The 23955-nt window shown below is 53.5% G+C and carries 27 protein-coding genes; 13 read left to right on the top strand and 14 right to left on the bottom strand.

Features of this window, described 5'->3' with window-relative positions:
• Nucleotides 1–67 precede the first annotated feature (67 nt).
• The gene (gene smrA / locus HALO_RS12290) at nt 68–658 is read right to left on the bottom strand and encodes a DNA endonuclease SmrA (protein WP_035579320.1); all 591 of its coding nucleotides are present in this window, start codon (nt 656–658) and stop codon (nt 68–70) included.
• 169 nt (nt 659–827) lie between these two features.
• Here smrA and HALO_RS12285 point away from each other — a divergent pair, with 169 nt between their 5' ends.
• The 3 genes from HALO_RS12285 to HALO_RS12275 are packed head-to-tail and all read left to right on the top strand — an operon-like array spanning nt 828 to nt 2381.
• On the top strand, nt 828–1298 hold the full coding sequence (locus HALO_RS12285; protein WP_035579323.1) for a gamma-glutamylcyclotransferase family protein: 471 nt from the start codon (nt 828–830) through the stop codon (nt 1296–1298).
• Nucleotides 1299–1356: 58 nt separating this feature from the next.
• Entirely contained in the window at nt 1357–1980 is a 624-nt protein-coding gene (gene wrbA / locus HALO_RS12280) for an NAD(P)H:quinone oxidoreductase (protein ID WP_035579325.1), read from the top strand.
• Nucleotides 1977–2381 carry a DUF2069 domain-containing protein gene (locus tag HALO_RS12275; protein ID WP_035579327.1) on the top strand — a complete coding sequence of 135 codons (405 nt, stop codon included), beginning with the start codon at nt 1977–1979 and terminating at the stop codon, nt 2379–2381. The genes wrbA and HALO_RS12275 overlap by 4 nt, the downstream gene beginning before the upstream one ends.
• A gap of 11 nt (nt 2382–2392) precedes the next feature.
• Here HALO_RS12275 and HALO_RS12270 read toward each other — a convergent pair whose 3' ends face one another.
• Nucleotides 2393–3079, bottom strand: a complete 687-nt coding sequence (locus tag HALO_RS12270) for a cytochrome b/b6 domain-containing protein (RefSeq protein ID WP_035579329.1) — start codon at nt 3077–3079, stop codon at nt 2393–2395.
• 235 nt (nt 3080–3314) lie between these two features.
• On the opposite strand from HALO_RS12270, the gene pdxH reads away from it, so the two are divergent.
• Complete coding sequence (gene pdxH, locus HALO_RS12265) at nt 3315–3959, top strand: pyridoxamine 5'-phosphate oxidase (RefSeq protein WP_035579332.1); 645 nt, start codon at nt 3315–3317, stop codon at nt 3957–3959.
• 82 nt (nt 3960–4041) lie between these two features.
• Here the strand turns inward: pdxH and HALO_RS12260 are convergent, their stop codons facing one another.
• On the bottom strand, nt 4042–6789 hold the full coding sequence (locus HALO_RS12260) for a bifunctional acetate--CoA ligase family protein/GNAT family N-acetyltransferase (protein WP_035579333.1): 2748 nt from the start codon (nt 6787–6789) through the stop codon (nt 4042–4044).
• A gap of 104 nt (nt 6790–6893) precedes the next feature.
• Here HALO_RS12260 and HALO_RS12255 point away from each other — a divergent pair, with 104 nt between their 5' ends.
• Entirely contained in the window at nt 6894–7835 is a 942-nt protein-coding gene (locus HALO_RS12255) for a histone deacetylase family protein (protein WP_035579335.1), read from the top strand.
• Between the two features lie 115 nt (nt 7836–7950).
• The gene (locus HALO_RS12250) at nt 7951–8586 is read left to right on the top strand and encodes a helix-turn-helix domain-containing protein (RefSeq protein WP_035579338.1); all 636 of its coding nucleotides are present in this window, start codon (nt 7951–7953) and stop codon (nt 8584–8586) included.
• Between the two features lie 6 nt (nt 8587–8592).
• On the opposite strand, the gene HALO_RS12245 is transcribed toward HALO_RS12250, so the two are convergent.
• From HALO_RS12245 to HALO_RS12225, 5 genes are all read right to left on the bottom strand, one after another.
• Nucleotides 8593–8943 carry a TusE/DsrC/DsvC family sulfur relay protein gene (locus tag HALO_RS12245; protein WP_035579340.1) on the bottom strand — a complete coding sequence of 117 codons (351 nt, stop codon included), beginning with the start codon at nt 8941–8943 and terminating at the stop codon, nt 8593–8595.
• Nucleotides 8944–8945: 2 nt separating this feature from the next.
• Nucleotides 8946–9236: a sulfurtransferase complex subunit TusB gene (gene tusB / locus HALO_RS12240; RefSeq protein ID WP_035579342.1), complete on the bottom strand. Its 291-nt coding sequence runs from the start codon at nt 9234–9236 to the stop codon at nt 8946–8948.
• A gap of 12 nt (nt 9237–9248) precedes the next feature.
• The gene (locus HALO_RS12235; RefSeq protein WP_035579344.1) at nt 9249–9614 is read right to left on the bottom strand and encodes a DsrE family protein; all 366 of its coding nucleotides are present in this window, start codon (nt 9612–9614) and stop codon (nt 9249–9251) included.
• Between the two features lie 10 nt (nt 9615–9624).
• Complete coding sequence (tusD, locus tag HALO_RS12230; RefSeq protein ID WP_035579346.1) at nt 9625–10014, bottom strand: sulfurtransferase complex subunit TusD; 390 nt, start codon at nt 10012–10014, stop codon at nt 9625–9627.
• An 83-nt stretch (nt 10015–10097) separates the two neighbouring features.
• Complete coding sequence (locus tag HALO_RS12225) at nt 10098–10778, bottom strand: Bax inhibitor-1/YccA family protein (RefSeq protein ID WP_035579348.1); 681 nt, start codon at nt 10776–10778, stop codon at nt 10098–10100.
• 175 nt (nt 10779–10953) lie between these two features.
• Here HALO_RS12225 and HALO_RS12220 point away from each other — a divergent pair, with 175 nt between their 5' ends.
• On the top strand, nt 10954–11712 hold the full coding sequence (locus HALO_RS12220) for a dienelactone hydrolase family protein (protein ID WP_035579350.1): 759 nt from the start codon (nt 10954–10956) through the stop codon (nt 11710–11712).
• 100 nt (nt 11713–11812) lie between these two features.
• Here HALO_RS12220 and HALO_RS23215 read toward each other — a convergent pair whose 3' ends face one another.
• A complete protein-coding gene (locus HALO_RS23215) occupies nt 11813–11983 on the bottom strand; it encodes a hypothetical protein (RefSeq protein ID WP_172821674.1) in 171 nt (56 codons plus the stop codon).
• Between the two features lie 148 nt (nt 11984–12131).
• The gene (locus tag HALO_RS12215) at nt 12132–12314 is read right to left on the bottom strand and encodes a hypothetical protein (RefSeq protein ID WP_035579351.1); all 183 of its coding nucleotides are present in this window, start codon (nt 12312–12314) and stop codon (nt 12132–12134) included.
• Between the two features lie 134 nt (nt 12315–12448).
• Between HALO_RS12215 and HALO_RS23115 the strand changes: the two genes are divergently transcribed.
• The 3 genes from HALO_RS23115 to HALO_RS12205 all read left to right on the top strand — a co-directional run bounded on the left by HALO_RS23115 (nt 12449) and on the right by HALO_RS12205 (nt 14360).
• Nucleotides 12449–12619, top strand: a complete 171-nt coding sequence (locus HALO_RS23115) for a hypothetical protein (RefSeq protein ID WP_157693172.1) — start codon at nt 12449–12451, stop codon at nt 12617–12619.
• A gap of 373 nt (nt 12620–12992) precedes the next feature.
• Nucleotides 12993–13136, top strand: coding sequence for a hypothetical protein (locus tag HALO_RS23110; protein WP_157693171.1), 144 nt, complete (start codon nt 12993–12995; stop codon nt 13134–13136).
• 162 nt (nt 13137–13298) lie between these two features.
• Complete coding sequence (locus HALO_RS12205) at nt 13299–14360, top strand: potassium channel family protein (protein WP_035579355.1); 1062 nt, start codon at nt 13299–13301, stop codon at nt 14358–14360.
• Nucleotides 14361–14430: 70 nt separating this feature from the next.
• On the opposite strand, the gene HALO_RS12200 is transcribed toward HALO_RS12205, so the two are convergent.
• Nucleotides 14431–17163 carry an HAD-IC family P-type ATPase gene (locus HALO_RS12200; RefSeq protein ID WP_035579356.1) on the bottom strand — a complete coding sequence of 911 codons (2733 nt, stop codon included), beginning with the start codon at nt 17161–17163 and terminating at the stop codon, nt 14431–14433.
• Between the two features lie 194 nt (nt 17164–17357).
• On the opposite strand from HALO_RS12200, the gene HALO_RS12195 reads away from it, so the two are divergent.
• A complete protein-coding gene (locus HALO_RS12195) occupies nt 17358–17732 on the top strand; it encodes a hypothetical protein (protein ID WP_035579358.1) in 375 nt (124 codons plus the stop codon).
• Nucleotides 17733–18007: 275 nt separating this feature from the next.
• Here HALO_RS12195 and HALO_RS12190 read toward each other — a convergent pair whose 3' ends face one another.
• The 3 genes from HALO_RS12190 to HALO_RS12180 form a co-directional block, all read right to left on the bottom strand.
• Nucleotides 18008–18913, bottom strand: coding sequence for an extracellular catalytic domain type 1 short-chain-length polyhydroxyalkanoate depolymerase (locus HALO_RS12190; protein WP_035579360.1), 906 nt, complete (start codon nt 18911–18913; stop codon nt 18008–18010).
• 573 nt (nt 18914–19486) lie between these two features.
• A complete protein-coding gene (locus HALO_RS12185) occupies nt 19487–20794 on the bottom strand; it encodes an ATP-grasp domain-containing protein (RefSeq protein ID WP_035579362.1) in 1308 nt (435 codons plus the stop codon).
• 319 nt (nt 20795–21113) lie between these two features.
• Complete coding sequence (locus HALO_RS12180; protein WP_035579363.1) at nt 21114–22235, bottom strand: endonuclease/exonuclease/phosphatase family protein; 1122 nt, start codon at nt 22233–22235, stop codon at nt 21114–21116.
• A gap of 458 nt (nt 22236–22693) precedes the next feature.
• On the opposite strand from HALO_RS12180, the gene HALO_RS12175 reads away from it, so the two are divergent.
• Both HALO_RS12175 and HALO_RS12170 read left to right on the top strand, forming a co-directional pair.
• Nucleotides 22694–22882, top strand: a complete 189-nt coding sequence (locus HALO_RS12175) for a YgaP family membrane protein (protein ID WP_035579364.1) — start codon at nt 22694–22696, stop codon at nt 22880–22882.
• A gap of 111 nt (nt 22883–22993) precedes the next feature.
• A complete protein-coding gene (locus HALO_RS12170) occupies nt 22994–23935 on the top strand; it encodes a hypothetical protein (RefSeq protein WP_035579366.1) in 942 nt (313 codons plus the stop codon).
• Nucleotides 23936–23955 lie beyond the last annotated feature (20 nt).

Genomic DNA, 23955 nt, shown 5'->3' with positions numbered 1-23955 from the left:
TCAAGTAATGTTAAAGGGMAGCGTCAGCTGCCCTTTTTTATTTGTGAACAGCGTTATTGTAAAACCGTCATCCCCGGCGCTTTTGCTGGCGCTCGCGGTTATTGGTCTTAGCGCGGTCGCTTTTGCGTAGCATCACCCAGGTAGCCCCCAGCCCCCCTTCCGAAGGCTGTGCGGATACGTACGCCTGCACTTCCTCGAACTGGCTGAGCCACTTGGCTAGGTACGAACGCAGCACGTTCGCTGGACTATCAATCTCGCGGCCACGGCCATGCACGATCATAACGGAGCGTAAATCGTGGGCGTAGGCTTCTTGAATAAACGGAAACAGCATTCGGCGACACTCACTTAATGGCCGCCTTAATAGATGCAACTGCGATTGAACGCTATAGCCACCGTGCCTTAATTTATCGACAACGCCCTGCTGAATGCCCTCACGGCGATACTCCATGGGATCAAAGGGGGGCAGCAGATCGACAAAATCGTCGGATAGAAAGTTGCGCGCGCCCATCTCTTCTTCTGCCCATTCTCGCCGGGCCAACTGTGATTCAGAAGGGCTCGTACGGTTAGCGCCTGGGTCTGCACGGTTGCTCGGTGGCAGTGGCTTAACATCGCCAACAAGAGCACGAAAATCCGTATGTTCACGAAGTGGCTGATTCATTGCAGGCTCCTCCGTTAAGGTCTACTCGCTATCCTAGCAAATCCAGGCACTTTGCTTAAGAAGATTCAATAAGTCGATAACCTAGAACTTGTCATTGTCTGTTGGGCGCGCCAAGCTAACCAGCCATTTTTGTATCGTTCATAGTGAGTTAAAGATAGTGAGGCAACGTATGGTGTGGCTAAAACGCCTGTTAATGTTAAGCGCTGTGGGGTTCTTCGCCCTAGCCGGGTGGCTCTGGTTAACCATGCTCAGCCCTTGGTTTTATGACCGCCCTGACGACCTCCCCGCTATCGAACAGCGCACCCATCAGGTGTTTGTTTACGGCACGCTACGCTATGCACCTGTGCGCTTGGTCGTTATGGGTAGCTTCGGCGACCCTGAGGAAGCCGTGCTTGAGGGGTACCAGCGCAACGGTCTCGATCTTTCACCGCAGCCGGGGAGTAACGTGGAGGGCCTATTGTTACGTGTGGACGCCAAACAGCTGGCGCGCCTTGACCGCTACGAGCGACTTGGAGTTCGCTACGAGCGGGTGGCGATAACCCTCGACGATGGCACTCGCGCCTGGGTCTACCAACGCCTGCCAGCGCGACAAAAAGCCTGGCTACCGTACACGGACTTGCCGATAGCTCTGGTACCATAGGCAGTTGCGCGGTGCCCTATTGCCCAGCCAGCTTTTATGAACCCATTCAGGAATAGTGATGAGTGAGATGACCCCTTACGTTTTGGTTCTCTACTACTCGCGTTCAGGCGCGACCGCCACCATGGCGCAGCAGATCGCGGCCGGCGTGGAAAGTGTGCCCGGCATTCAGGCGCGTTTGCGCACGGTAGCGCCGGTATCAACAACCTGCGAAGCCGTTGACCCAGAAATTCCTGCTGAAGGCGCGGTCTACGTTGACCTGGACGACCTGCGCAACTGCAGCGCGTTAGCACTGGGCAGCCCTACTAGGTTTGGCAACATGGCCGCACCGCTTAAGTATTTTATCGATTCTACCAGCAGCCTGTGGATGAACGGCGCTTTAATCGACAAGCCAGCCAGCGCTTTTACTTCTACTTCAAGCCTGCACGGTGGGCAGGAGAGCACCCTGCTCACCATGCTGGTGCCGCTACTGCATCACGGTATGGTCTATGCAGGAGTGCCTTATAGCGAAACCACCTTGCTAGAGACACGCACCGGCGGCACCCCCTATGGTGCGAGCCATTTGGCAGGGACGCGGAGTGACCGCTCGGTCGACGAGCACGAGCGCGCACTATGTGTTGCCCAGGGTAAACGATTGGCGCGTCTTGCCTTGGCACTGCACGCTATGCGTCAGGAGGCATTATGAGGCAGTGGCTGGAAGATGTAGAAGCACGCCATGGGCTTGATAAACTGACCCTTCGAAGCCGACAGGTGGTATTAGCCAGCTTTGCCATACTGCTGCTACTGGTTGTTTACCGTGGCCTTGTACTCCAAGGCGACGAATTTAATTGGCGCCCTGTGGTCGCGTTCGTGCTTCCCCTGGTGCTGTTTTTACCCTCCATCATTGGTAAACGCGCACGCGGGCACGCATGGCTCGCTTTTGTTAGCCTGCTCTACTTCACCCAAGGCGTGATGTTAATAACCCTGCCTGGGCAAGGTCTGCGCGGAATTCTAGAGGCGGTTGTCGCGCTGGTGCTGTTTGCTGGCTGCATGGGCTATGCGCGCTTTCGCAGTCGACAGTTGCGTCAACAGAAAACGGGGCAATAAAAATAAGTGCTTTAAAACCACAGCCATAGGACGACGCCAGCAGCAATAAATAAACTGCCGATGGCACGTAAACGCAGCGTGGCAACATTACACGGTTCGTTACGCGCATCGACTGGCTGCTGGCGAAAGCGCTTGGTACCTACCAGCATTGCTGTTACTAGCGGTTCACCCAGCAGCCGATGTACGATCAAGCCAGCTAGATGCAGCCCGATTAGAATGATGAGTAGATCACTATTGAGTTGATGCAGGGTTCTAAGCTGGCCACCTGCTCCATCGCCAAATACGCCATAGAGCGGCGCCTGAAAAAAGATATCGTCACTTAAAAACAGGCCGCTAACTGATTGAAAACTAAGCGAAAGCAGCATCAGCAGTACCATCCACCCGCCTAGCGGGTTATGGCTGGCATAAGCGCCGGGCCGACGCTTTAGCAGCAATTGGGAATAAGCAACCGTTTCAACGGGTGGATATAAAAACGTTTTAAATCTCGCATACACGCTACCCAGTAGGCCCCACAGCCCACGAAAGACGAGTAAACCTATTACCAGGTAGCCCGCTTGGGCGTGCACTTCAACCGGAAATAGAAAGGGCGCACCGCTGGTCTTGGTGGTATAAAAGGAGACCAACACCGCCGCCACTAACCCCCAGTGAAATAGGCGAACCCAAATATCCCATACCTCAATCGCTACCTTCTCGCGCATAACCTATCCTCATTAGCAGTGATGAGCTTACAGTGGGTGAGCCCGGAATGATGAGATAGCTTCGCATTAATTGAGCCTGTCTCATAGAATGTGAGACAGTTAGCCGCCATCGTTAGCCAGAACATTGGGTAAATAAAAGCAGTGCGTCAACGCGTTTAACATCCATTGATGTCGGTCACTTGAGCTTTAAAGGCAGACCAGCGAACATGGATGAAACTACAGGGAGAAGCATTCGATGACACGTAACATAGCCGACATTAGGCGTGATTATGAAGGCGGCAGGCTAGAAGAGTCCCAGACACCCGACGATCCATTCGTGTTATTTGATGAGTGGTTCACCCTTGCGCTGGAAAAAGAAGGTAAAGATGGCAACGCCATGACGCTAGCCAGCGTTGACAGCCAAGGCCGCCCCCACGCCCGAGTGGTGCTGCTCAAGGGATTCGATGAACGCGGCATGGTTTTTTTTACTAACTACCACAGTCACAAGGGCAGCGAGCTGAGCAATGTGCCTTACGCGGCCATGACCTTCTGGTGGCCCTCGCTCTCCCGACAGGTGCGTATTGAAGGCCCCGTTGAGCAGGTCTCCGCCGACGAGTCTGATGAGTACTTTGCCAGTCGCCCCCGAGGCAGCCAGTTGGGCGCTTGGATTGCGACTCAAAGTGTGGTGATCCCTGACCGCAACTGGATCGAAGAGCGCCAAAAGCGCTTTGAACAAGCCTACGATGGACAGGACATTCCCCGCCCGATTCACTGGGGKGGCTATCGTGTCAGTCCGGAAATGATTGAGTTTTGGCAGGGCCAGCCTAGCCGCCTACACGACCGCCTACGCTTTGAACGTCGCGACGGCGGTGAATGGAGCCGTTTCCGCATGGCGCCGTAACGTCTAAAACGAAGCTTACCAATTCAATTAAGGCCTGCGTGTTGTACGCAGGCCTTGTAGCGGTTTTACGTTGTTAAAAGGCCTAATCCGGCATACTTTCAAGGCGGTGTCGCTGCCACTCACTTTCGGGCTCGTTGAGGCGCAACACGGCATCAATTACCTGCTCTTCCATGTTATAGCGGCATTTAAAGCCTAAGTGTTTCATTAGCGCGCGCATAGGATGATTATCGACCATAATTTTGCCGATCATCTCCAGGGTGCCAATATTAGTGCAGTAATCAATCATCTTCTTCATCAGCAGGCTGCCAATACCCAGGCCCTGCAGATCATCGCGGATAATGACCGAGAATTCGGTACGAATATTATCTGGGTCGTTCCACACCCGGACCACGCCAAGCATCTCTTTGCTGCCATCGTCGCCTAAATACTCGGCAATAAACGCCATCTGACGGTCGTAATTGATATGCGAGAGGATCGATAAGTCACGCTGGGTCAGGTTGGACTTATTGTGGAAATAGCGGAAACGAATACTCTCTTCCGAGAGCTGGCGATGGAAGGTGGTGATTAGGTGGGCATCTTCGGCACGAATAGGCCTGACCTCGACCTGCCAGCCGTTTTTCAGCGTCACCCACTCACGCAGCTCTTCAGGGTACGGCATGATCGCAAAGCGCGATGGCGAACCAAGATCCAGGGCGAAATCGACGGCGACCATACCGTCACGATTCAGCAGCAGAGGATTGACTTCTAGCCCGCGCAGATCGCTTAGATCAGACGCCATTTGCGATAGTTTGACCAGCATTTGGCAAAGGTGCTGAATGTCACGCTCAGGGTCGGCGGAATGTTCGCGAATTAATGAGGCGGCGTGGGTTCTGCCCACCACATCGGCGGCCAGACTCATATTGAGCGGCGGTAGCGCGACCTGGCGGTCAGCCAGTACGTTAACTTTATAACCGCCAATGCCAAACACGATAAGCGGGCCGAAGACTGGGTCACGGGTTATGCCCGCGCAAATCTGCATCGAGTGCTTGCCACGCTGCATGGGCTGCAAACAGTACTCGCGGATCGCGTATTCGGGGAATTTCTCAGCGACTTTTTCGCCTAGTTGGCGAACGCCTTCCGCCACCTGTTCAGGCGTGTCTAAATCCTGCAGCAGACCCGCCGAAATTTTATGCGGGTGCTTACGGTAGCGATATGGGCGGCAGTTGCCTTCATGCACTACTTTAAGCGCCTTGGTGCCAGGAATCTCCGCAGCGCGGGCGAGCGCTTCATCGGCATTGGCCAAATAGACGCTGGGTGCCGTGGGAATACCATAGGCCTCAAGCACTTGGGCGGTTTCAGAGTGAGTTAAGGTTTGTCTGCCCTGCTCTTTTGCCTGTTTAATCAGCGTACGGCACTGGGCGCGTATTTCCGGGCTAGTGGAAAACGGCAGGCTGGGTGGGATCTCCTGTAGCAGCGCTTGAACGCGCTGATAGATCACCATATGCATAAAGGCCTTAACGGCTTTTTCGGGTGAAATATAGGTCGGAATTCCGGCTAAATTGCATATATGGCGGGCATTAAGCGCCTCTTTTAAGCCCATCCAACTGGTCAGCAGGTTGCGGCGAAACTTCTTGCGGTTATCGATCAGCGCCTGGGCAGTCACTAGCGATGGCGCCATTCGGGTGGGCGCGTGTACCACCAGTACCGCATCGACATTGGCGTCAGCAGCGACAATCTCCAGGGCTTGGACAAATCGCTCCGGCGAAGCGTTGCCCCCCACGTCCACCGGGTTCTCCCCTGGCTTGCTCATATCGACCTCGCTGCGGTGCAGCGCTGCCTGGGTTTCGTCGCTAAATTCAGCCAATTTGCCGCCCGCACTAATCAGCTTATCAATGGCCAGCATCGCGGGCCCTAAGCCGTTAGACACAATGGCCAGACGATCGCCCTTGAGGGGTTTCATGCGCGACAGGGTTTCCAATGCATCAAGCAGTTCATCGGAGTCGTCGACCCTCACCACCCCTGCTCGGGCAAAGGCGGCATCAAACACTACATCACGATTGGCAATCCCTGGGGTGGGCGCCATACCGGATATATCTGACTCTGGGGTGCGGCCACTTTTTATCGCCAACACCAAGCGGTTACGTGACGCATCCCGCACCGCGGTCATAAAGTGCTGAGCGTCGCTGATTCGCTCCAAGTGCAGCATAATGGCTTGAGCGGGAGAGAACTGATTAACGTAATCGATCAGATCCGGGAGCAGCACGTCCACACTATCGCCAACGGTAATCAAATGGGAAAACCCAACATCACGCCCAGCGGCCCAATCGATCATCGCATTGGCGAGCATACCGGATTGGCCCAAGTAGGCCACGCGGCCCGCTTTTACTGGCTGACTGGCATAAGAGGCATTCAGCTTTTTGCCCGGTACAATCAGCCCCATGCACTCTGGGCCCAGCACACGAATACCCGAAACCCGTGCCGCACTGAGCATTCGCTCGCGGATAGAGCCCTTATTGCCTTTATCGCGGTCCAGATAAGCACCGCCTGAGAGAACCAGAGCCGCTTTGACACCGTACTGCCCAAGCTTTTTAATCAGGCTGGGAACGCCTTCAATAGGCGAGCAGACCACGGCTAAGTCGGGCACTTCGGGTAGATCGCTTACACGACTAAAGCACGGCACGCCAAAGACCTGGGAGTAGCCTTTAAGGTTGACCGCCCAAAGCGGCCCCTTAAAACCGCCCTCTTGGATGTTTCTCAGCACTAAACCGCCTAACGACGCAGGCTTTTCAGAGGCGCCAAACACCGCTAGTGTGCGAGGTTCGAAAAAATGGTGTAAAAAGCGCGTGCTCAAAATGCGTCTCCCCTGAACATGAATCGCAGCTGTACGACTTATTGACACTGTCGCCCAAGGCCTGAAGGCGATTAAGGTGGCATCAATAATAATGGAGCGTTGGAATGATTACCGCCTACCTTACCCACCCAGACTGCTCATTGCATCACATGGGGCCGGAGCATCCTGAAAGCCCTCAGCGTCTGGAGGCTATTCGCGCTCGCCTGTCGCTTGCCGGATTATTACAACAAACCATGCAGGCGGATGCCAAGGAAGCCGACGAAGAGGCTCTTGCCAGAGTACACCCCTTGCGCCATCTGCGCTCGCTGGATAAGTGTTTGCCCACCGAAGGCATTGTTACGCTAGATAGCGATACCATGATGAACCCTGACAGCTTGCAAGCCGCGCGGGTTGCTGCCGGGGCGGTTATTCGTGGTGTGGATCAGGTATTTAAGCGTCAGGCAGATAACGTCTTTTGTGCGGTTAGACCACCAGGCCACCACGCAGAAGCTAGCGATGCGATGGGATTCTGCTTTTACAATAATATCGCCGTGGGCGCGGCCCATGCGCGAGCCAAATACGGCGCCAAGCGTATCGCGATTCTGGATTTTGACGTGCACCAGTGCAATGGCACCATCGATATCTTTAAAAACGACCCTGAGATACTCATCTGCACCAGCTTCCAGTATCCGTTTTACCCGTGGCGTTATCTGCGCAGCGAGTGGCAAAACGTTGTCAACACACCGTTGGAAGTGGGTACCGATGGCCCAGAGTTTCGGCGCATTATTGAGAACCACTGGCTACCTGCCCTGCACGCCTTTAAACCTGACTTGGTGATGCTATCCGCCGGTTTCGATGCCCATCGGGATGACCCCATGGGGGATATCTGTTTAGAGGATGAGGACTTCTACTGGATAACCCATCTGGCTATGGAGATCGCCACGCTGTATGCCGATAACCGCATTGTATCGGTGCTTGAAGGGGGCTATAACCCGAAGTCGCTGGCGAGTGGCGTTGAGGCGCATCTAAAAGCACTTTTGGGCCTTCCTTTTGCTGAGGTACCATGAGCTTACTCGCCTCGGGCAACCGTTCTTAGCCACTTCTTGGCTGTGATATCATGTTGGCATATCACGCGCGCCTATAGACACGCATCGTTTGACAACGCAGCCAATGTGACGACCTATGACCGCTACAACTGAAGAGCATCATGCCGCGCTGCGTATCGCATCGGGAAGCAAACCCTTTGTTGAGCCGCTGCGTTTAGGCGAGCGGCTCAAGCAAATTCGCCTCGCGAATCAGTGGACGCTGGAAGACGTTAGCCAGCGGACAGGGCTTGCCCGCTCAACGCTATCGAAAATTGAGAATGACCAGGTCTCGCCAACGTTTAGCGTGGTGCAGAAGCTCACTACCGGCTTAAATATCGACCTTCCTCAGCTGCTCACGCCGCCTAAGCGGGAGCGTTACACCATGGGACGGCGCGACCTAACACGTAAAGGCAAAGGGCAACTGCACCCCACCCCCACTTACGAGCACGAATTACTGGGTCATCAGCTAGCCCAAAAGCGTATGATTCCCTTCAAAACCATTGTCCGGGCGCGTAGCTTTGACGAGTATCACCAGTGGGTACGCCACGATGGTGAAGAGTTTTTGATGGTGCTGCATGGCGATATCATGCTCTATACCGAATTCTACGCCCCGCTAGTGCTGGCCGAGGGCGACAGCATCTATTTCGATAGTGACATGGGGCACGCCCTGGTATCCACCAGCATAGACGATGCCGTTGTTCTGTCGGTCTGTACCCGCGGCGACACGGCCTAGGCTCAGCTATAAGCAGTTAGTAGGCTTCGGTAAACCGGCCAGGCGAGCAATGCGCTTTGCCGGGCTGCCAGGGAATAGCTGCATCAAATAAATCGAGCGCCCTTTCTCTTCACCCAAGGCATTCTTGGTCGCTTTTACCAGTGGTCGCATCGCCGGTGCCATTTCGTAACGCTGATAAAATGCTCGCACAACGTCAATCACTTCCCAGTGCTCAGCGGTAAGCGTTAAGCCCTCTTCGGCAGCCATTAAATTCGCGACGGATTCATCCCACTCGGACTGATAAATTAAGTAACCTTCAGGATCTAGCGGATATTTTTTTGGTGAATCAAGATAACGGTATATTTTTGCTTCTGACATAGTTAGTACCAGGTGACCGTCTTTTCATACTGTTCAGTAAGTGCAACAAAGCCTTCCATCTCTAGGGTAGGCAGCTCGTTATCTTCAGCAATATTGGCCAGTCCGCGGGAGATAAGATCTTCTGAGAGTAGGAATATACGCGACGGGTACTGCTGCCAAGCATCCCAGGACACATCGAGCGCAGCTGTTACCGCGGCCTCGATTAACAGCACGGCATCTTGATCTCCTACCGCCTGCTGCATTTGCGTAGCTGCACTACTATCAGGCGCTTTGGTAAGGATGTGTAGGATCATAATGCACTCACCCTAGAAGTTAAGTATCGTGGCGTGTTGCTGAAATAACCCAGGTATTTGCTGATCCGCTATCAAGGTGGCGTTTTCTATCAGCGAATCGGCGGATATTTGCATACTTTGCAGCGCCCCTTCAGGAACCAAAAGCTGGTCGATATCGTACATTTCCAGCATATCGATGGTGGGCAGCGTAGCTTTTTGGCCGGGCGCACCACTGCCCTGCTCTTTCAGCAGCGCCATTATCCCCTGGCCCATAAATAGCAAATGCACGGGCTGGCCAAAGGCCGCTGCGACCAATGCAGCATCTAACCCTTCCCGTAACAAGTTTGAACTGTGAGGTGCATGGCGGATTATTACTAGTAGCGCTTCAGGTGTCACCATTGGCCCTCCTTTAAGCAAAGGTAATTAAGCGATCAGCGCGTTGCTGAAGCTCAAGTAATTGACCAAGTCCGGTCAACTCAAAGGGAGGCGCTACATTAAAAGCCTGCTTGCCATGCCGTTGCGCTTCCGACTCACTCATCAGTCCGCGCCGCAGCGCTGCGGCAATACAGACGTCTAATGGAACCGCCTGTTGCTGATTCAGTTCAACCCAGGCCTCTCGCAGGTTAAGCTCATCCTGGGGTGGAGCCATCAGCGATGAGGCATTATGGACGCCATCATGATAGAAAAACACACCCGTAATCTGATGCCCGCGCGATAGTAAGGCATGGGCAAAACGCAATGCAGAGTGAGGTGCCGGGCTGCTATATGGCGCGCCCATCACCAATAAGCCGTACTGCATGATCATAATACCTGGTAACAGTTACCCTAAAAAAAGACAGGCCCTGCAATAGGGCCTGTCATATCGTCTACCGCTTGTTTAGATCAGTCGTTGCTCATAATACCCAGAATAGACAACAGACTAACGAACAGGTTGTAGATGGATACGTAGAGCGTCACCGTGGCGAGAATGTAGTTAGTTTCGCCAGCACGGTGAATAATCTCACTGGTTTGATACAGGATGGCGGCAGAAGCAAACAGCACAAAGCCGGCGGACACCATCAACGAAAGCGCCGGAATGTTAAAGAAGATTCCAGCCACCATAGCGAGAATCAACACGATGGCACCTGCCATCAGGAAGTTGCTCAAAAAGCTAAAGTCTTTCTTAGTAGTCAACGCGACCGCGGAAAGGCCAACAAACGTCAGGCCTGTCATGGCCAGCGCATTCATGATCAACGCACCGCCGTTAGGCAGGGTCAGGTAGGCAGAAAGAATCGGCCCAAGGGTGAAGCCCATAAAACCGGTGAAGGCAAACGTCGCCAACAAACCAGCCGCTGAGTTCGCGGTTTTGTGAACCAGGAACATTAAGCCGTAAGCACCAATGAAGAACACGAAGATGTTCATTTGCTGGATACCGAGGGCCACAGCAGCACCCGCGGTGACAGCTGAGAACAGCAGTGTCATTGCCAATAGCGCGTAGGTGTTACGCAACACCTTGTTAGTGCTGACACTGTTGGCAACGCCGCTCGACTGAGGACGTGCCGTACGTAGATCGTTGTAAGCCATGTATTCATGCTCCCTAAATGGTATTTCCAACAACTGACAAGAATGCCGTTACCGAGTTCCAGACGCAAGCCTTTGTCTAATACACAAAGACTTTCTCTTAAATGGTTATTCAACGTTGAAACAGTTCAACAATCATTGTCTATGCTTGTTGAACACTTCTTTGGACACCAGAAAGATGAAAAAAATTCTACTGCCTGTCAGCACCTTAACACTTTTAACCCTGGCTCTGCCTGCCATGGCTTTCTCACCCGCTGGAGAGGATATTGCCTACAGCCTGAATGAAGAGAATTTTCAGGGCTACTTCGTTTCCGCGGGTGACAACGCTAAAGGCAGTGTACTGATCGTTCATGACTGGGATGGGTTGGATGATTATGAGCGCCAGCGTGCCGATATGCTGGCCGATGAAGGCTACGACGTGTTCGCTGTGGATCTTTATGGTGAAGGCAATCGCCCCCAGGCAGTCGATGATAAGCGCGCCGCTACCAATCGGCTCTACCAAGATAGAGAGCGGATGCGCGCCCTCACGCTGGGCGGCTTAGCCCAAGCACGAGAGCAAGGCGCTGCCGAACAAACGGTGATCATGGGCTACTGCTTTGGAGGAGCGGTGGCATTAGAGATCGCCCGCTCCGGCGAAGCCGACAACATAGCCGCTTATACAAGCTTTCACGGTGGACTAACAACGCCCGAAGGCCAGGCCTACTCAAGTGAAACGGCGCCTATCTTTATCGCCCACGGCGGCGCTGATAGCGCGGTAAGCTTAGAGGATGTTGCTACTCTGGCGGAGGAGCTGGAAACCGCAGGCGTTACTTATGAAGTAGGCATCTATTCTGGAGCGCCCCATGCCTTTAGCGTATTTGGTAGTGATGCCTATCACGAGCGCGCCGATCAACGCTCTTGGGAGGCCTTCAACGTCTGGTTGGATGAAATGCTTTAAAGCCAACAACGTCAGCGGCGCTGGGCGCCGCTAAGAACTTAAATGCAGAGCAGTCTAGTACCACACCCGTTGGGAAAACCTGAGTGAAGATAGCTAACGTTTAACTTTGCACTTCTTCTTCATCGTCTTTTTCATCTTTATGCGGGGTAACGGTGGTCGCCGCCGTTTGTCGCGCATCTTGAGGGGAGTTGTAAAGACGAGCATCAATCACATGCAGTACCGCCAATTGCGCAAATAGCACCGCAAAACAGACAATCAAACCTTTCAACATGGCGGTATATCCAGAGATAGAGGGGCTAGCAATCGAATTTTAGCTGATCGCTAGCCAAACACAATCTATTTTATGAGCCTGAACATACCTGTTTAAAAGCCCTGAACAGCACGTATAGCAGCGGCTCAACAGATCAGACCACTAACGGCTAATCCTTAACGGATACTTTGCGCAGATCCTCAACCGTCACCCCATCGGGTAAGTCTGACTCCTCCGCGGGCAACCATACGGGAGAGAGATCGCTATCTTCCCGGCCATCTTCATGCTGATGGCCGGGGATGCGGTAAACGATCTGACGGTGGTGGTGATCCCATGCAAATACACGATCCATATGCCTATCCTAGAAAAACAAAGCCCTAGCTATGACATTCACGTTTAGCGCGATGTTCCGAAACATATCATCGACACATGCGATACCTATGAGGTTAAATGCCGAAAGGATTATTTGCTGACAAGGAGTTGCCAATGAAAGCCCTCACCGCCCTCTGCCTACTTACCTTGATACTTGCAGGCTGTAGTTCAGGCCCTACCTCTTCAAGAACCGCAGACTGCCGCCAACTAGCAGAAGAGGCTGGCGACACCATGGTCTATGGTGACTGCATACGCGGCACCCAAGTGAATAAGGCAGGTTTTTAATACCGCATTGTTTTCACGTTGATTTTCTGGATTAATGGCAGGCTGGTGGCATGAAAGAACCTCATGGCGGTAAGGACCCACAGGAGGCCCTGCGAGCGAGGCTCCAGAAAAGTTTACAAGAACGCAGGGCTTCAGCCCATCGGCGTAGAATTGGCGCCCGAGCGACTCGACAACAGTTCTTAGAGGCGACTCGGAACGTGGGAGTTATTGTGGTTGCTACCTGCTTCACTGCCGGCTGGGTAGTCACAAACCCCAGCCTAAATACCGATAACGTTTGGCTCGGCGTGGGGCTAGGTATAATATTGATTTTTGTAGGGTCGTTCGGCTATGGTTATGTAGAGCGCGATAAAACCTCAGATGAGGATGAAAGGCTATGAATGAACTTATTCTTGCCGGTATGTTGATGAGCCTAGCGGTTGTGTCTGGCGGTATGGTGTGGAGTCAGCACCGCGAGCACCACGGTAAAAAATCGCTAACCGATAGCGCATTTTCCTGGCTCGCCAAACGATTTGTTTGACAAGTCCCGTTAACAAATATGAAAGGGTCGCATATAGCGGCCCTTTTGTTTATTCAGAGCACGATAGCAGGCGCGCCTTGCTGTGCTTTAAGTGCTAGTGCTTCAAAAGCTAATCAACGCCGAGCAAATTAGACTGCCACACCATTACTGTAAGAGACCGTTATGCCCGTTATTCAGCGACTGCTCCGCGTTCTAAAAGCCTCCACGCTACAAATTTCGTGGACCTTTCTTCTCCTGATTGTGCTCGCCCACATGGGCACCACCTGGGTGCTGTTTGCACTGGTCGGCGAAGCAATGGCTGATTCCGCTACCGATTGGGTTTATTTTTATGTGGTCGTCTCCAGTACCGTGGGTTTCGGCGATTTTAGCCCGACCACCGTGGCTGGCAAGTGGATCGCCACGCTCTATCTTATCCCTGGCGGCATTTCGCTGTTTGCTGCCTTAATCGGTAAAGCCACTGTCACTCTCTCTAATTTTTGGAGACTACAAATGCAAGGAAAAGGCGATTTTAGCCATCTATCCGGCCATACGCTTGTTATTGGCTGGCACGGTGAAACCACAGAGCGCATTTTGGACATTCTCCAAGCCGATAAGAGCCTGCCTGATGAAATAGTGCTCTGCGTTATCAAAGAGATGAGCAATCCTCGCCCGGCCGATTTGAAATTTATTAAAGGGGAGAGTTTCTCCAATGCCGACCTATTAAAGCGGGCAGGAGTTGAGAGCGCCAGCCGCATCATTATTTACGATACCAGCGATGACCGTGTTGCCACTGTCGCGCTGAGCGCCTACAGCCTTAAAGCAAAAAACGCCCATATCGTCGCCCACTGCGCTAATCCCGACACCGCAGCCATGTTGCGACGCACCTTGCCCGGCATCGAATGCACCCAAGCACTAGCGCTTGAAATGTTGGTACGCTCAGCGTCTGATGCGGGAATTTCACGAGTCGTTAATGAACTGCTTGCGGTTGATCGKGGCGCTACCCAGTACCAAACCAGGCTAAACCAACCGCCTGCCGGTGCCACCTTTGGTGACCTGTTTATGCAAGCGAAAAAAGTCTGCAACGCTACCGTGCTAGGACTCGCTAACAGCAGTGACGACAGCGACGGTAATATGCTTAACCCCACTACTGACCGCCCATTGCAGGACGGCGACATTGTTTACTACATGGCCAATACGCGGCTTTCACAGCTGCAATTGAGTGAGTTACTCTCCGCAGAAAGTTAACAACGTGACGTTCACCTTCTTCCCCTTTGCTAAGCGGGTTTGCCCTTTTGATGGGCATGCCCTTGCATGCTCACTGCCCCAGCCAACCGGCCCTTTGCATCAGTGTCTTCTCAACTTCCAGCACTATCATCATGGCGATACCGATACTGATGATTAACACCCCGTCCGCAATACCTAGCGGCCGAGTATCGAACAGGCCATGCATGACCGGCAGATACGTGAAGGCAAGCTGAGCAATGAAGACCACAGTGACCGCTGTCAGCACAGCAGGGGTTCCCAGCACGCCACGCCAGTTAAAGGAGGTCATGTGTAGATAGCGCACATTGAACAGATAGAACACTTGCAGTACCACGATAGTGTTAACCACCAAGGTGCGGCTCATGGCTAGCTCGTCCCCACGGCCCAGTGAGTAGAAGAAAATACCCAGTGCTGCAATTAGAAACAGGCAAGATACAAACACGATGCGCCAGACCAGAAAAGTGGTCAGTAAGCCCTGCCCCGCTGGCCGCGGCCGACGCTGCATAACATTCGGTTCGGCCCCTTCGAATGCTAAAGACAAGCCTAGTGTGACCGCCGTGATAAGGTTAATCCACAGGATCTGGACCGCTGACATCGGCATAGCGAAATTAAACAGAATCGCGGCAACGACAGCCAGCACCTGCCCCCCATTAGTTGGTAACGTCCACGCTGTCACCTTGCGAATATTGTCGTAGACCACTCGGCCTTCATTTACAGCGGCCACAATAGAAGCGAAATTATCATCGAGCAGAACCATCTGCGATGCCTCTTTTGCCGCATCGGTGCCCTTGTGTCCCATGCCGACGCCGACATTCGCCTGTTTTAATGACGGCGCATCATTAACCCCGTCACCGGTCATGGCGACAATAGCGCCAGTCGATTGCAGCGCTCGAACAATGCGCAGTTTGTGTTCGGGGTTGGTTCGGGCAAAAACACTGGTCGCGGCAACAATGCCAGTCAGCTCGCTATCGGTAATATCGTCGAGCTCTCGCCCCGTCAGTACGTGCGGGTCGTCATCGAGCCCTAACTGACGAGCAATAGCCGCGGCTGTCGCGGCGTGATCGCCGGTAATCATTTTCACCATAATGCCGGCGGAGTGGCACTCTTTAATAGCGGCCATTGCCTCCTCTCGTGGCGGATCGATAAAGCCTATTAAGCCAACAAAAATCAACTCGTCATCGAGGTCAGCAAACGTTAGCTTGTGGGTACCGGACGACACCCGCTTAGTCGCTAAGCCGAGCACCCGTTCCCCCTGAGCAGCCGCCTCTGCGATGCGTGCCGTCCAGGCATCCCGTTCCAGGGACCTACTTCCCTCGCCACCCGCCTGAAGGGAGCATAGTTGCAGCAACTCGTCTGGGGCACCCTTGACGAAAATACGCGCCCCCTCAGATGCATGGCAGTTGAGCGTGGCCATAAAGCGATGTTTGGCATCGAAAGGAATCTCGTCAAGGCGGGGCCACTCATGCCGAGTAGACTCGGGTTCCAGGCCAGCCTTTATGGCCAACGCCACCAGCGCCCCTTCCATGGGGTCGCCAATCACATGCCACTCTCCATCGGTATGGTTTAACTGGGCATCGTTACACAGCAGCCCGGCCAGTATCAGGCAGTCGATATCCGTTGGCCGTGTATCCTCCACGTTCGCCGCTGTCTCCGCTGTCAGTCGCCCTTCCGGTACATAGCCAGACCCGGACACCATCATTCGGCCGCTGCAGGCTTCCAACCGACGTACGGTCATCTCGTTGCGCGTTAGCGTGCCGGTCTTGTCGGAGCAGATAACCGACGTAGCTCCCAGCGTCTCCACCGCAGGAAGCTGCCGAATAGCGGCGTTGCGCCGTGCCATACGCTGCACGCCGATAGCGAGCGTGATGGTAATAACGGCAGGCAGCCCCTCTGGGATCGCCGCGACGGCTAAGGCCACCACGGCAATCAGCGCCTCCGACCAGATATGCCCGCGCACTAGCACCGCAAAGGCAAACAATACGACCGCCACGACCAAGGTAATCCAGGTGAACTGCGTCCCGAAGCGGTTGATCTGCTGTAGTAGTGGCGTAGTGAGTGGTCGAACATCGCGCAGCAGCGTACTGATTCGTCCGATCTCAGTATCGATCCCGGTGGCCACCACAACCCCTGTCGCCTGCCCAGTGGCCACCAACGTGCCCGAGTAAGCCATGGAGTGACAATCGCCAAGTGCGGCCTCCTTTGGCGCTGGTGTCACCCGCTTCTCTGCAGCCACCGACTCGCCGGTCAGGATAGCTTCCTCGATTCGCAATGCACTGGCACGAATAAGACGCAGATCTGCAGGCACTCGATCTCCTGCCTCCAAGGATACGATGTCGCCCAGAACGATTTCATCGACGGGTACTTCGACGTGCTTTCCTTCTCTGACTAAATGAGCGTGCGGTGCGATAAGGTTACGGATGGCACTGAGCGCTTTTTCCGCCTTGCCTTCCTGCACAAAGCCGACCACAGCGTTGATCAATACCACTGCCACAATGACCGCTGCATCGACAAAATGCCCCAGCAGCAATGCAGCGCCAGCGGCCGCTAACAGGAAATAGATCAACGCGTTATGAAAATGAGAAAGAAAGCGAAGCAGCGGGTGTCGACCAGCCACTGCTGGTAACTGATTACGTCCGTACTTCTCCAAGCGCCTTGAAGCTTCATCGACCGCTAGTCCTGAAGGCGAAGTCGCCAAGTCGGCCAGGACATCATCAGCATGCCGAGCATGAACCTCCGCTGGTCGGTTATCTAATAACGTTCCGTTTTCGGCAGTGGGTGTCTCCATACCGTCTCCTAAAGCAGCAAAAACAGAGGGAATCAGGCATCGCCGCTACAGGTTGAGCACTACCGCCACGGCACATTTCATTAGCCATTATTTACCCCACTACAACATTGATGTCGGTCAAACCAGCGGCTATTAAATACGGCTGTGAAATTGATGAGCACTATACTTATTACTTCACTTGAGGAGCCAAGAAAATGACAACATCAACGTTTCCAAACGCCGCTCTTAACATCGCCAATAGCAACATGCTCGATAACAAAGACTTTCTCACTTTTTGGTATCAGCCGTGGACTGAAACGACCCATTCGGCGGCCAAGCTGCAATGCCTTTGGCTAGCAACACTTAACGACGCATTGCGCCATGAAATCGATTTTCTTGCGACCATGGCACCGGTATATAGCAAGCTCACCCACTGCATGCTGGGCCTCAATGGGCCGTTGACACCGGAATCAGTAGCGTCTTGCTATCACCAAATTGCTGGTGATATGACAGAAGCCACTTTTAACCGTATGCGCAACGTGTCAGAGCTTAGTGAAGACTTCCGAGAGCGTATTTGGTGTGAACTATAGGACTTGAAATAAATACTGCAATCGTTGGAGGGGGATAGTGCTTATGCTGTTCGACGATACTCAATGCGGCAGTCTGGATAGGTTTGTGCGGGCTTCACTGGCGAGGCTAAGAAGGAGCACTCAGGACATCTAGCTCCGGCGCCAGGCATTGGTTCAAAAGGCTACCCGACATGGAGTACGCCCCAGGCAGCTATGTTAGGCAAATGTGACTGGGGCGGAGGTAATGCGCAGATTTAAAGAGCGGTGGCCGCGGGACACGCCCGACCACCGCTCCACTACTCCGTAAGGCCCCAGAAATGCGCTATATGGCGGGTCGAAGAAATGCCGACTTCCAGCATATACTTGTCTGCTTCCCCTAGGCCTTCGTCTCCACCGGCCATGATCGGTGTGCCGTGGCCCATTCCCTTGATGATGTACTCCTCGATCACCTCCTGCCCACCCGCATTGCACCAGATCTGGCGGGGAAAACCATCGAGTTCCTCTACACGTGTCGGTGGCCCTTCAACCTTGTGGATCTGCTGCCACTGCCGAACGATGGAATCGGCGTTGGCATTATCGACGGTCGAATCGCTACCGCCATGCCAGACCGATATCGTTGGCCAAGGGCCTTCAAAGGTCGAGGCTTCGCGCACAAGCGCGTCGAGCCTGTGATCCGATGGGCCCCCATACCCCTTCATACGAACCATCGCCTCTATAAGGTTGTCCGCGCTGCGGTAGGGTAAACCAGCGATGATCGCCCCACCTGCAAACACCTCAGGATAGGTGGCCAGCATCACAGATGTCATGGCGCCCCCCGAAGACATCCCGGTGACGAAGATGCGCGACGGGTCGATGGCGTGATCATCAACGACCTGCTCGATCATCTGGCGAATAGAGAGCGGTTCTCCATCTCCCCGGCGGCTGTCGCCAGACTTGAACCAGTTAAAGCTACTAAGCGGGTTATTGGTTTTTCTTTGCTCCGGATACAGGAGTGCTATCCCGCATTCGTCAGCGAGGGAAGACCAGCCTGAACCGCGATTATAACTCTCTGCCGACTGGGTACTGCCGTGTAGCACGACCACGAGCGGCCCGTTCTTTGGGAAGTTCTTAGGTATGTAAGTATCCGCATGCAACGACCCAGGGTCAGTTCCGAATTGCTTCATGTCGGTCAGACGATCAAGGCTAACTGAAGATGTCGGCATATGCCCTCCTTTGCCAGTTTACTTCTGCCAAACCGAGGATAGAAACCACCCGTTGAGAACAGCGCCAGGTAACGATCCCTGATGCCAAGGACAAAGCGCGGTACGAAGAATGAGATACTATCGAACAATCGGTTTACTGTGAGAAAGGGGCGCTGCGTCCCCTGCAGCGCATAGCGCAACGTCCCTGTGTAGGCATATCCTTTGCCTCGCTCACCTGTAGGATGGCCCTTAAAGCAAACACTTACCGTGCGCTATCGAACATAGCAGTGGAATTTTAAGCATTCAGGCAGACCAAAAACACTTCAAGTGTTATCAGTCAGATGTTAGACCGTTTATTAACAATAACTTAGCACGGTAGTACCAACGCGTCTAGCCAGTCAGTACCGTATGGTGCACAACAAAGAAAAAGTCAGAAAAATAATAAGCAATTGATTTTTAATATAAATATAGGATGCATCAATTTTCTCTCGGAGCGCAGACAAAAATAAAGGGCGCGTATATCAGCATCGGGAGGTTGAGTACTCCTGATACTGATACACGCGCCCATAGATCAGCGCATTGCGTTAACGAACGTTAGACGTAGAAGTCCAGATCCTCTTGGGCTTTTAGCAAATCGCGCATCTTGATGGGGTCGTCACCAAAGAAGAATAGCAAGCCCCAATGCGTCCCGAAGGCCGAGCGGTCAGGAACGGTCTCTTCAGTTGGCGCGACCAGTTCGTGTGACTCGAAATACGGATGATTAATCGTTTCTTCCGGCATTTCCAGCTTGCTGACAACACGACGGCGAGGGTATACACCAAAGCAACCGGCATAACCCTTCGCATCGACCACTTCGCGTGGGAAGAAGGCAGCCACTTCCTCTTTGCTGCTTTTCGGATCGAACACCAGCATCGACGCCTGATAGGCGTTGAACCCGTAGGCTTTTTCGATCAGCTCAAACGCTTTAAAGCCAGGCGGACGATAGGCAACCTCGCCAAAGTACATCTCACCATCAGCGGTGACGAAGTACTCGGGGTGAATCAAACCGAACTGGATATCGAACGTTTTGATCAGCAACTCAATCTGCTTGGTGATCGCATTGCGCCAGCTTTCCAGTTCCGCGGTCGCGGGTACGAAGACCGAATAGCCCAGCGTCACGTATTCAGAAATGTTCAGGAACTGAATTTTGCCATCGTGAATCCAGGCTTCTACGGCAAACTCCCAGCCGCTTAAGTGACTTTCCATCAGCAGCGGATATTCGTCATCCGGAATATTCTCGATTTCGTCTATCGTCCGAATCATCCGGTGGCCAAGGCAACCGGCTTTGTCGAATGCTTTGACGTGAATCGGGTCATCCGGATCACCGTCCAATTTGAGCAGCGTTTGGTTGACGCGTTTCATGAAGCGGACGATGTCCTCTTTCTCATGAGCCTCTTCAAAGATCCCGACACGAATGCCACCCAACTGAGCACGGCGCTTCATTAGGGCCTTGTCGCGGAAAAGGATGGACTGTCCGAACATCCGCGGACTATCAAGGAGCACGGAGTTGATCGCGCCGGACCACTCAACGGTTTCCTCAAACAGCGGGATGGCAACGTCCACGCCTTCTTCTTTCAATCTTTCAGCAATTTCCATCGACCGATCATTCAGTCGAATGAAGTCCCAGGGGAGAAAAGGGATATTGTTAGCAGTACAAAAATCCGCGGCCCACTCCGGCGCAACAACGACATAGCGGCGGTCAAATTTTTGCGCAGCCTTGATCGCGTTCACACTCCAGCCAAGTAGGGCGATGTAACCCTTATTTGGATCTTTAGGGGTCTCAGTGCCTTTAACCGAGTCCAATTCTGGATCACGCCAAGCCGCTACTGCTTCGGGTAATTGCTTTTCTGATGTTATCGACATTCAATGTCCTCCTTGCTGGTTGACCCAAATTGACTGCGCTGGGATTAGAGCGCACCAAGTGAGCTGAGCCGCAGTCAGTGGTGCTCAGTGGCGATTGAGTAAGCCAGCATTAGGGTATTTTTTAGCGCACCCCTAGTAATTAAGCTAGTCGATACGGTTACAAATGGCAACTAAACTGTAGAATTCCTGTTGAATAGCTGTAGAAGTTATCTAAAGATTATTAAAGAATAATTCTGCCTGTCTTCTAGGGCACAATAGCCCCACCTATTTTAAAAATTAACAAAAACCCGGCTTTATCGATGCCCCTAGCTGCCTGTGATTAACCACCATCATGCTCGGCAGCGTCTTCAGCTCCTTCCTCGACCATCTCTTGAGCTTCCTCCTCCTCCTCGGGAGAAGCCTCTGGTTTTCCTTGATCTTTTTGACCAACGGTTAGCGTGGTAGAAAGACCAAAGTGATCCGAACCCTGCACCTTCACTCTGTCGATATCAATAAGATGGAACCCATCAGAAACGAACAGGTGGTCAATCGGGTATCGCCACCATGGGTGTTCTGCATGGTAGGTGCTGAGCAGTCGCCGACCACGGCGAGGATCTTTAAGATCACTCAAATCGGCAAAAAGCTTAGTGGTGTCAGACCACGCTACGTCATTGAAGTCCCCAGTGACGATCCAGCGGTTGTCCGGGTCTTGTTCAACATTACGGGCAATGAGCATCAGCTCTGCATCGCGTTCACGACTGTCCCGACGTTTATCCTCGTTGCTGACGGTTCTCTCCTCTAAGCCTGGCGGCACCGGGTGGGCGCCAACAAAGCGCACGGGCCCAATGCCTGGCGCGTCGATGGTCGCGAAAATTGAGGGCCTACGCTCAGAGACCAAATACTTAACCTCATCTTCCAGCAGCGGAATTCGTGACCACAGCATTATCCCAAGGCCCTCACCGCGTACCTCGCCTACTCGATAGGCATAATCTTCATCAAGGGGCGCCAGTCCCTCGGCCCAGGCGCTATTGACTTCAATTAGCAGCAGTAGATCGGGATCTTCACGCTGAACCATCTCCAGGACTTCAGCGTAGTGATCGTTCGTGTAAGTAACATTGGCCGTCAGCACTTTGAGCGTCGTCCGGTTTTCACCAGGCTGTACCTCAGCGGTAGGCACCTCGGTCGACCAAACGGATGTAAACGGCAGGATGTGCGTTAAGTGCCACCCCGCTATGGCTAGGATGACAACGCCCCACACGGCGTGTTCTTTTCGTGGACGCTTAAGCCACGCGTGCACACCCAGGAGCAGCAGTGGCAGAACCAGCGCGCCCGTTAGCTGCAGGCGCGGAAAATCCCACAGCCTGACCCACCATTGACCGCTGGGTATTAATGGCAGCAAGGCCACCACTAACATCAAGATCACCAATAAACGGATCACCCAGAGAAGCAGTTTTAACAGCATGAAACCTCTCAAACGCAGCAACGGTAACCAGGAGAATCCCAGTTATACCGGCCTAGATTGCCGCAGATATTGTGACGATTTAAGCATACCCCTCTCCGGATAGACGCATGCTCTTTATCTGGAAGACGCCGTCATGGCCCCTGCCCATCCAAGTAATTGCGCCCTTCTCCAGCGATACAGCTGTTCGCAACCACTAAAAGCCCCACAGGCTTGATATAGATCAAGCTGCGACCACTTGCCTCGTGTTCATGAGCAAAAAGGCGGCTATGCTCGTTATATAAGTACAGGTTATTAACTTATATCAAAAGCCAATAAAAATGATTGATACCTATGCCTAAAAACCCAACGAGGTAATCGTATCAATAACGCCCATAAACCAGCACCACTGCCCTGGCACTGACAGCCGCTACTGCGGCTATTTTTAAGCACTTGAACCCAGTTTTTTTGAGGAGCCTGTCATGACTAGCAACGTAGGCGGTATCGATAAGATTTTACGCATCCTGGTAGGCATTGCACTGATCGTACTGGCCCTAACCGGAACCATCGGTGTTTGGGGCTGGATCGGCGTGGTGCCGTTAGCCACCGGGCTATTTAACTTTTGCCCAGCCTACAAGCTACTGGGCATCAATACCTGCAAGGTTAAATAACACCTCAGCGTCAGCCAATGCCCTGCAGTTGCCCAACGGGTGCTTAGCGTCCCAACCTCAGTTACTCTACACTTCGTGTTTGCGTTCCATGACCGAAGGATAGCCGCATCTATGTTGGGATTCCTGCAGGGATTTTCCTATGGCCTGTTTATGACCTGCCTGCCCTGGCTACTGGTTGGCCTATTCAACCCTGGGCTGGCACTTCCAGTGGCGACCCAGGGCCGCCTGCAGGTCATCGCCCGCTACTGCCTGATCATCCCTTTTATCAGTATGCTGCTGTGGCTGACCTCCCTATGGGGTGGTTTCAGCCCGAGCCTATTGGGCTGGCTAGCGGGTATTGTTGCCATTCCTGTGGCGCTGCCTATCGAGCGAAGACTGCGCGGCTGGCTGGCCCGCCGCCGCGAACGTCGCTGGGAAGCACAACGAGAGGCCGAAGCCCATCAGCGCCGTGCCCAAGAGGAGCGCAAGGCCTATGAAGCTGGCGTGTTAGTGCTTGATCCAGCAAGGCCGCCCGTGGGATCCGACGACCTTGTGCTCGCCATGTGTCAAGCCAAACAGAGCCTACTTGACGTGCAGCGCCCTGACCTAGCGATCCTTTCAGATCGCCTCTATAGCCGCTACCGCCATGTAATGAACGTGCTGAGTGGCCGATTCCAAACTGGCGAGCTGGCCTTCGAGCGCTCGCGGGGGTTGGTTACCCAGGTCTGTTTCGGCGCGGTGGATACGCTGACGACCATGGCTTCGCAGGCGCGCGGGGTGGTTAGCGTCGATGGTAATTACGTTCGGGATCGTTTGGACCGGGAGGGCAAACGGTTAAGCGATGAAGAACGCGCCGCGCTGGTGCGACGCCTGGATCTGCTGGTAGAGACCGAACATCGGCTAAATAAGCTCTCCGCCCGCATTGAATCCGCCCTGACCGTGCTTGATGATACCGCCGTTTCCATGGCGCGTATTGAGACGGCACGACCACAGGCCTCGGTCACCACCGAGAAGGCGTTGGAGGATCTGCGCCAATTTGTCGAAGGCGCGGATCGCTATGCCCGTAAGGAGTAATCCAGCGGCCACTGGCTGCG

Origin of the sequence: Halomonas sp. R57-5 (assembly GCF_900070345.1) — a bacterium.
GTDB lineage: Bacteria > Pseudomonadota > Gammaproteobacteria > Pseudomonadales > Halomonadaceae > Vreelandella > Vreelandella ventosae_B.
The sequence above is the reverse complement of the archived record's forward strand: the minus strand, read 5'-3'. Positions and strand labels throughout refer to the sequence as shown.

What these genes read in the sequence shown, in the direction of transcription:
- smrA (WP_035579320.1), bottom strand. Translation starts at nt 658, where the DNA reads ATGAATCAGCCACTTCGTGAACATACGGATTTTCGTGCTCTTGTTGGC.
- HALO_RS12285 (WP_035579323.1), top strand. Translation starts at nt 828, where the DNA reads ATGGTGTGGCTAAAACGCCTGTTAATGTTAAGCGCTGTGGGGTTCTTC.
- wrbA (WP_035579325.1), top strand. Translation starts at nt 1,357, where the DNA reads ATGAGTGAGATGACCCCTTACGTTTTGGTTCTCTACTACTCGCGTTCA.
- HALO_RS12275 (WP_035579327.1), top strand. Translation starts at nt 1,977, where the DNA reads ATGAGGCAGTGGCTGGAAGATGTAGAAGCACGCCATGGGCTTGATAAA.
- HALO_RS12270 (WP_035579329.1), bottom strand. Translation starts at nt 3,079, where the DNA reads ATGCGCGAGAAGGTAGCGATTGAGGTATGGGATATTTGGGTTCGCCTA.
- HALO_RS12255 (WP_035579335.1), top strand. Translation starts at nt 6,894, where the DNA reads ATGATTACCGCCTACCTTACCCACCCAGACTGCTCATTGCATCACATG.
- HALO_RS12250 (WP_035579338.1), top strand. Translation starts at nt 7,951, where the DNA reads ATGACCGCTACAACTGAAGAGCATCATGCCGCGCTGCGTATCGCATCG.
- HALO_RS12245 (WP_035579340.1), bottom strand. Translation starts at nt 8,943, where the DNA reads ATGTCAGAAGCAAAAATATACCGTTATCTTGATTCACCAAAAAAATAT.
- tusB (WP_035579342.1), bottom strand. Translation starts at nt 9,236, where the DNA reads ATGATCCTACACATCCTTACCAAAGCGCCTGATAGTAGTGCAGCTACG.
- HALO_RS12235 (WP_035579344.1), bottom strand. Translation starts at nt 9,614, where the DNA reads ATGGTGACACCTGAAGCGCTACTAGTAATAATCCGCCATGCACCTCAC.
- tusD (WP_035579346.1), bottom strand. Translation starts at nt 10,014, where the DNA reads ATGCAGTACGGCTTATTGGTGATGGGCGCGCCATATAGCAGCCCGGCA.
- HALO_RS12225 (WP_035579348.1), bottom strand. Translation starts at nt 10,778, where the DNA reads ATGGCTTACAACGATCTACGTACGGCACGTCCTCAGTCGAGCGGCGTT.
- HALO_RS12220 (WP_035579350.1), top strand. Translation starts at nt 10,954, where the DNA reads ATGAAAAAAATTCTACTGCCTGTCAGCACCTTAACACTTTTAACCCTG.
- HALO_RS23215 (WP_172821674.1), bottom strand. Translation starts at nt 11,983, where the DNA reads ATGTTGAAAGGTTTGATTGTCTGTTTTGCGGTGCTATTTGCGCAATTG.
- HALO_RS12215 (WP_035579351.1), bottom strand. Translation starts at nt 12,314, where the DNA reads ATGGATCGTGTATTTGCATGGGATCACCACCACCGTCAGATCGTTTAC.
- HALO_RS23115 (WP_157693172.1), top strand. Translation starts at nt 12,449, where the DNA reads ATGAAAGCCCTCACCGCCCTCTGCCTACTTACCTTGATACTTGCAGGC.
- HALO_RS23110 (WP_157693171.1), top strand. Translation starts at nt 12,993, where the DNA reads ATGAATGAACTTATTCTTGCCGGTATGTTGATGAGCCTAGCGGTTGTG.
- HALO_RS12200 (WP_035579356.1), bottom strand. Translation starts at nt 17,163, where the DNA reads ATGGAGACACCCACTGCCGAAAACGGAACGTTATTAGATAACCGACCA.
- HALO_RS12195 (WP_035579358.1), top strand. Translation starts at nt 17,358, where the DNA reads ATGACAACATCAACGTTTCCAAACGCCGCTCTTAACATCGCCAATAGC.
- HALO_RS12190 (WP_035579360.1), bottom strand. Translation starts at nt 18,913, where the DNA reads ATGCCGACATCTTCAGTTAGCCTTGATCGTCTGACCGACATGAAGCAA.
- HALO_RS12185 (WP_035579362.1), bottom strand. Translation starts at nt 20,794, where the DNA reads ATGTCGATAACATCAGAAAAGCAATTACCCGAAGCAGTAGCGGCTTGG.
- HALO_RS12180 (WP_035579363.1), bottom strand. Translation starts at nt 22,235, where the DNA reads ATGCTGTTAAAACTGCTTCTCTGGGTGATCCGTTTATTGGTGATCTTG.
- HALO_RS12175 (WP_035579364.1), top strand. Translation starts at nt 22,694, where the DNA reads ATGACTAGCAACGTAGGCGGTATCGATAAGATTTTACGCATCCTGGTA.
- HALO_RS12170 (WP_035579366.1), top strand. Translation starts at nt 22,994, where the DNA reads ATGTTGGGATTCCTGCAGGGATTTTCCTATGGCCTGTTTATGACCTGC.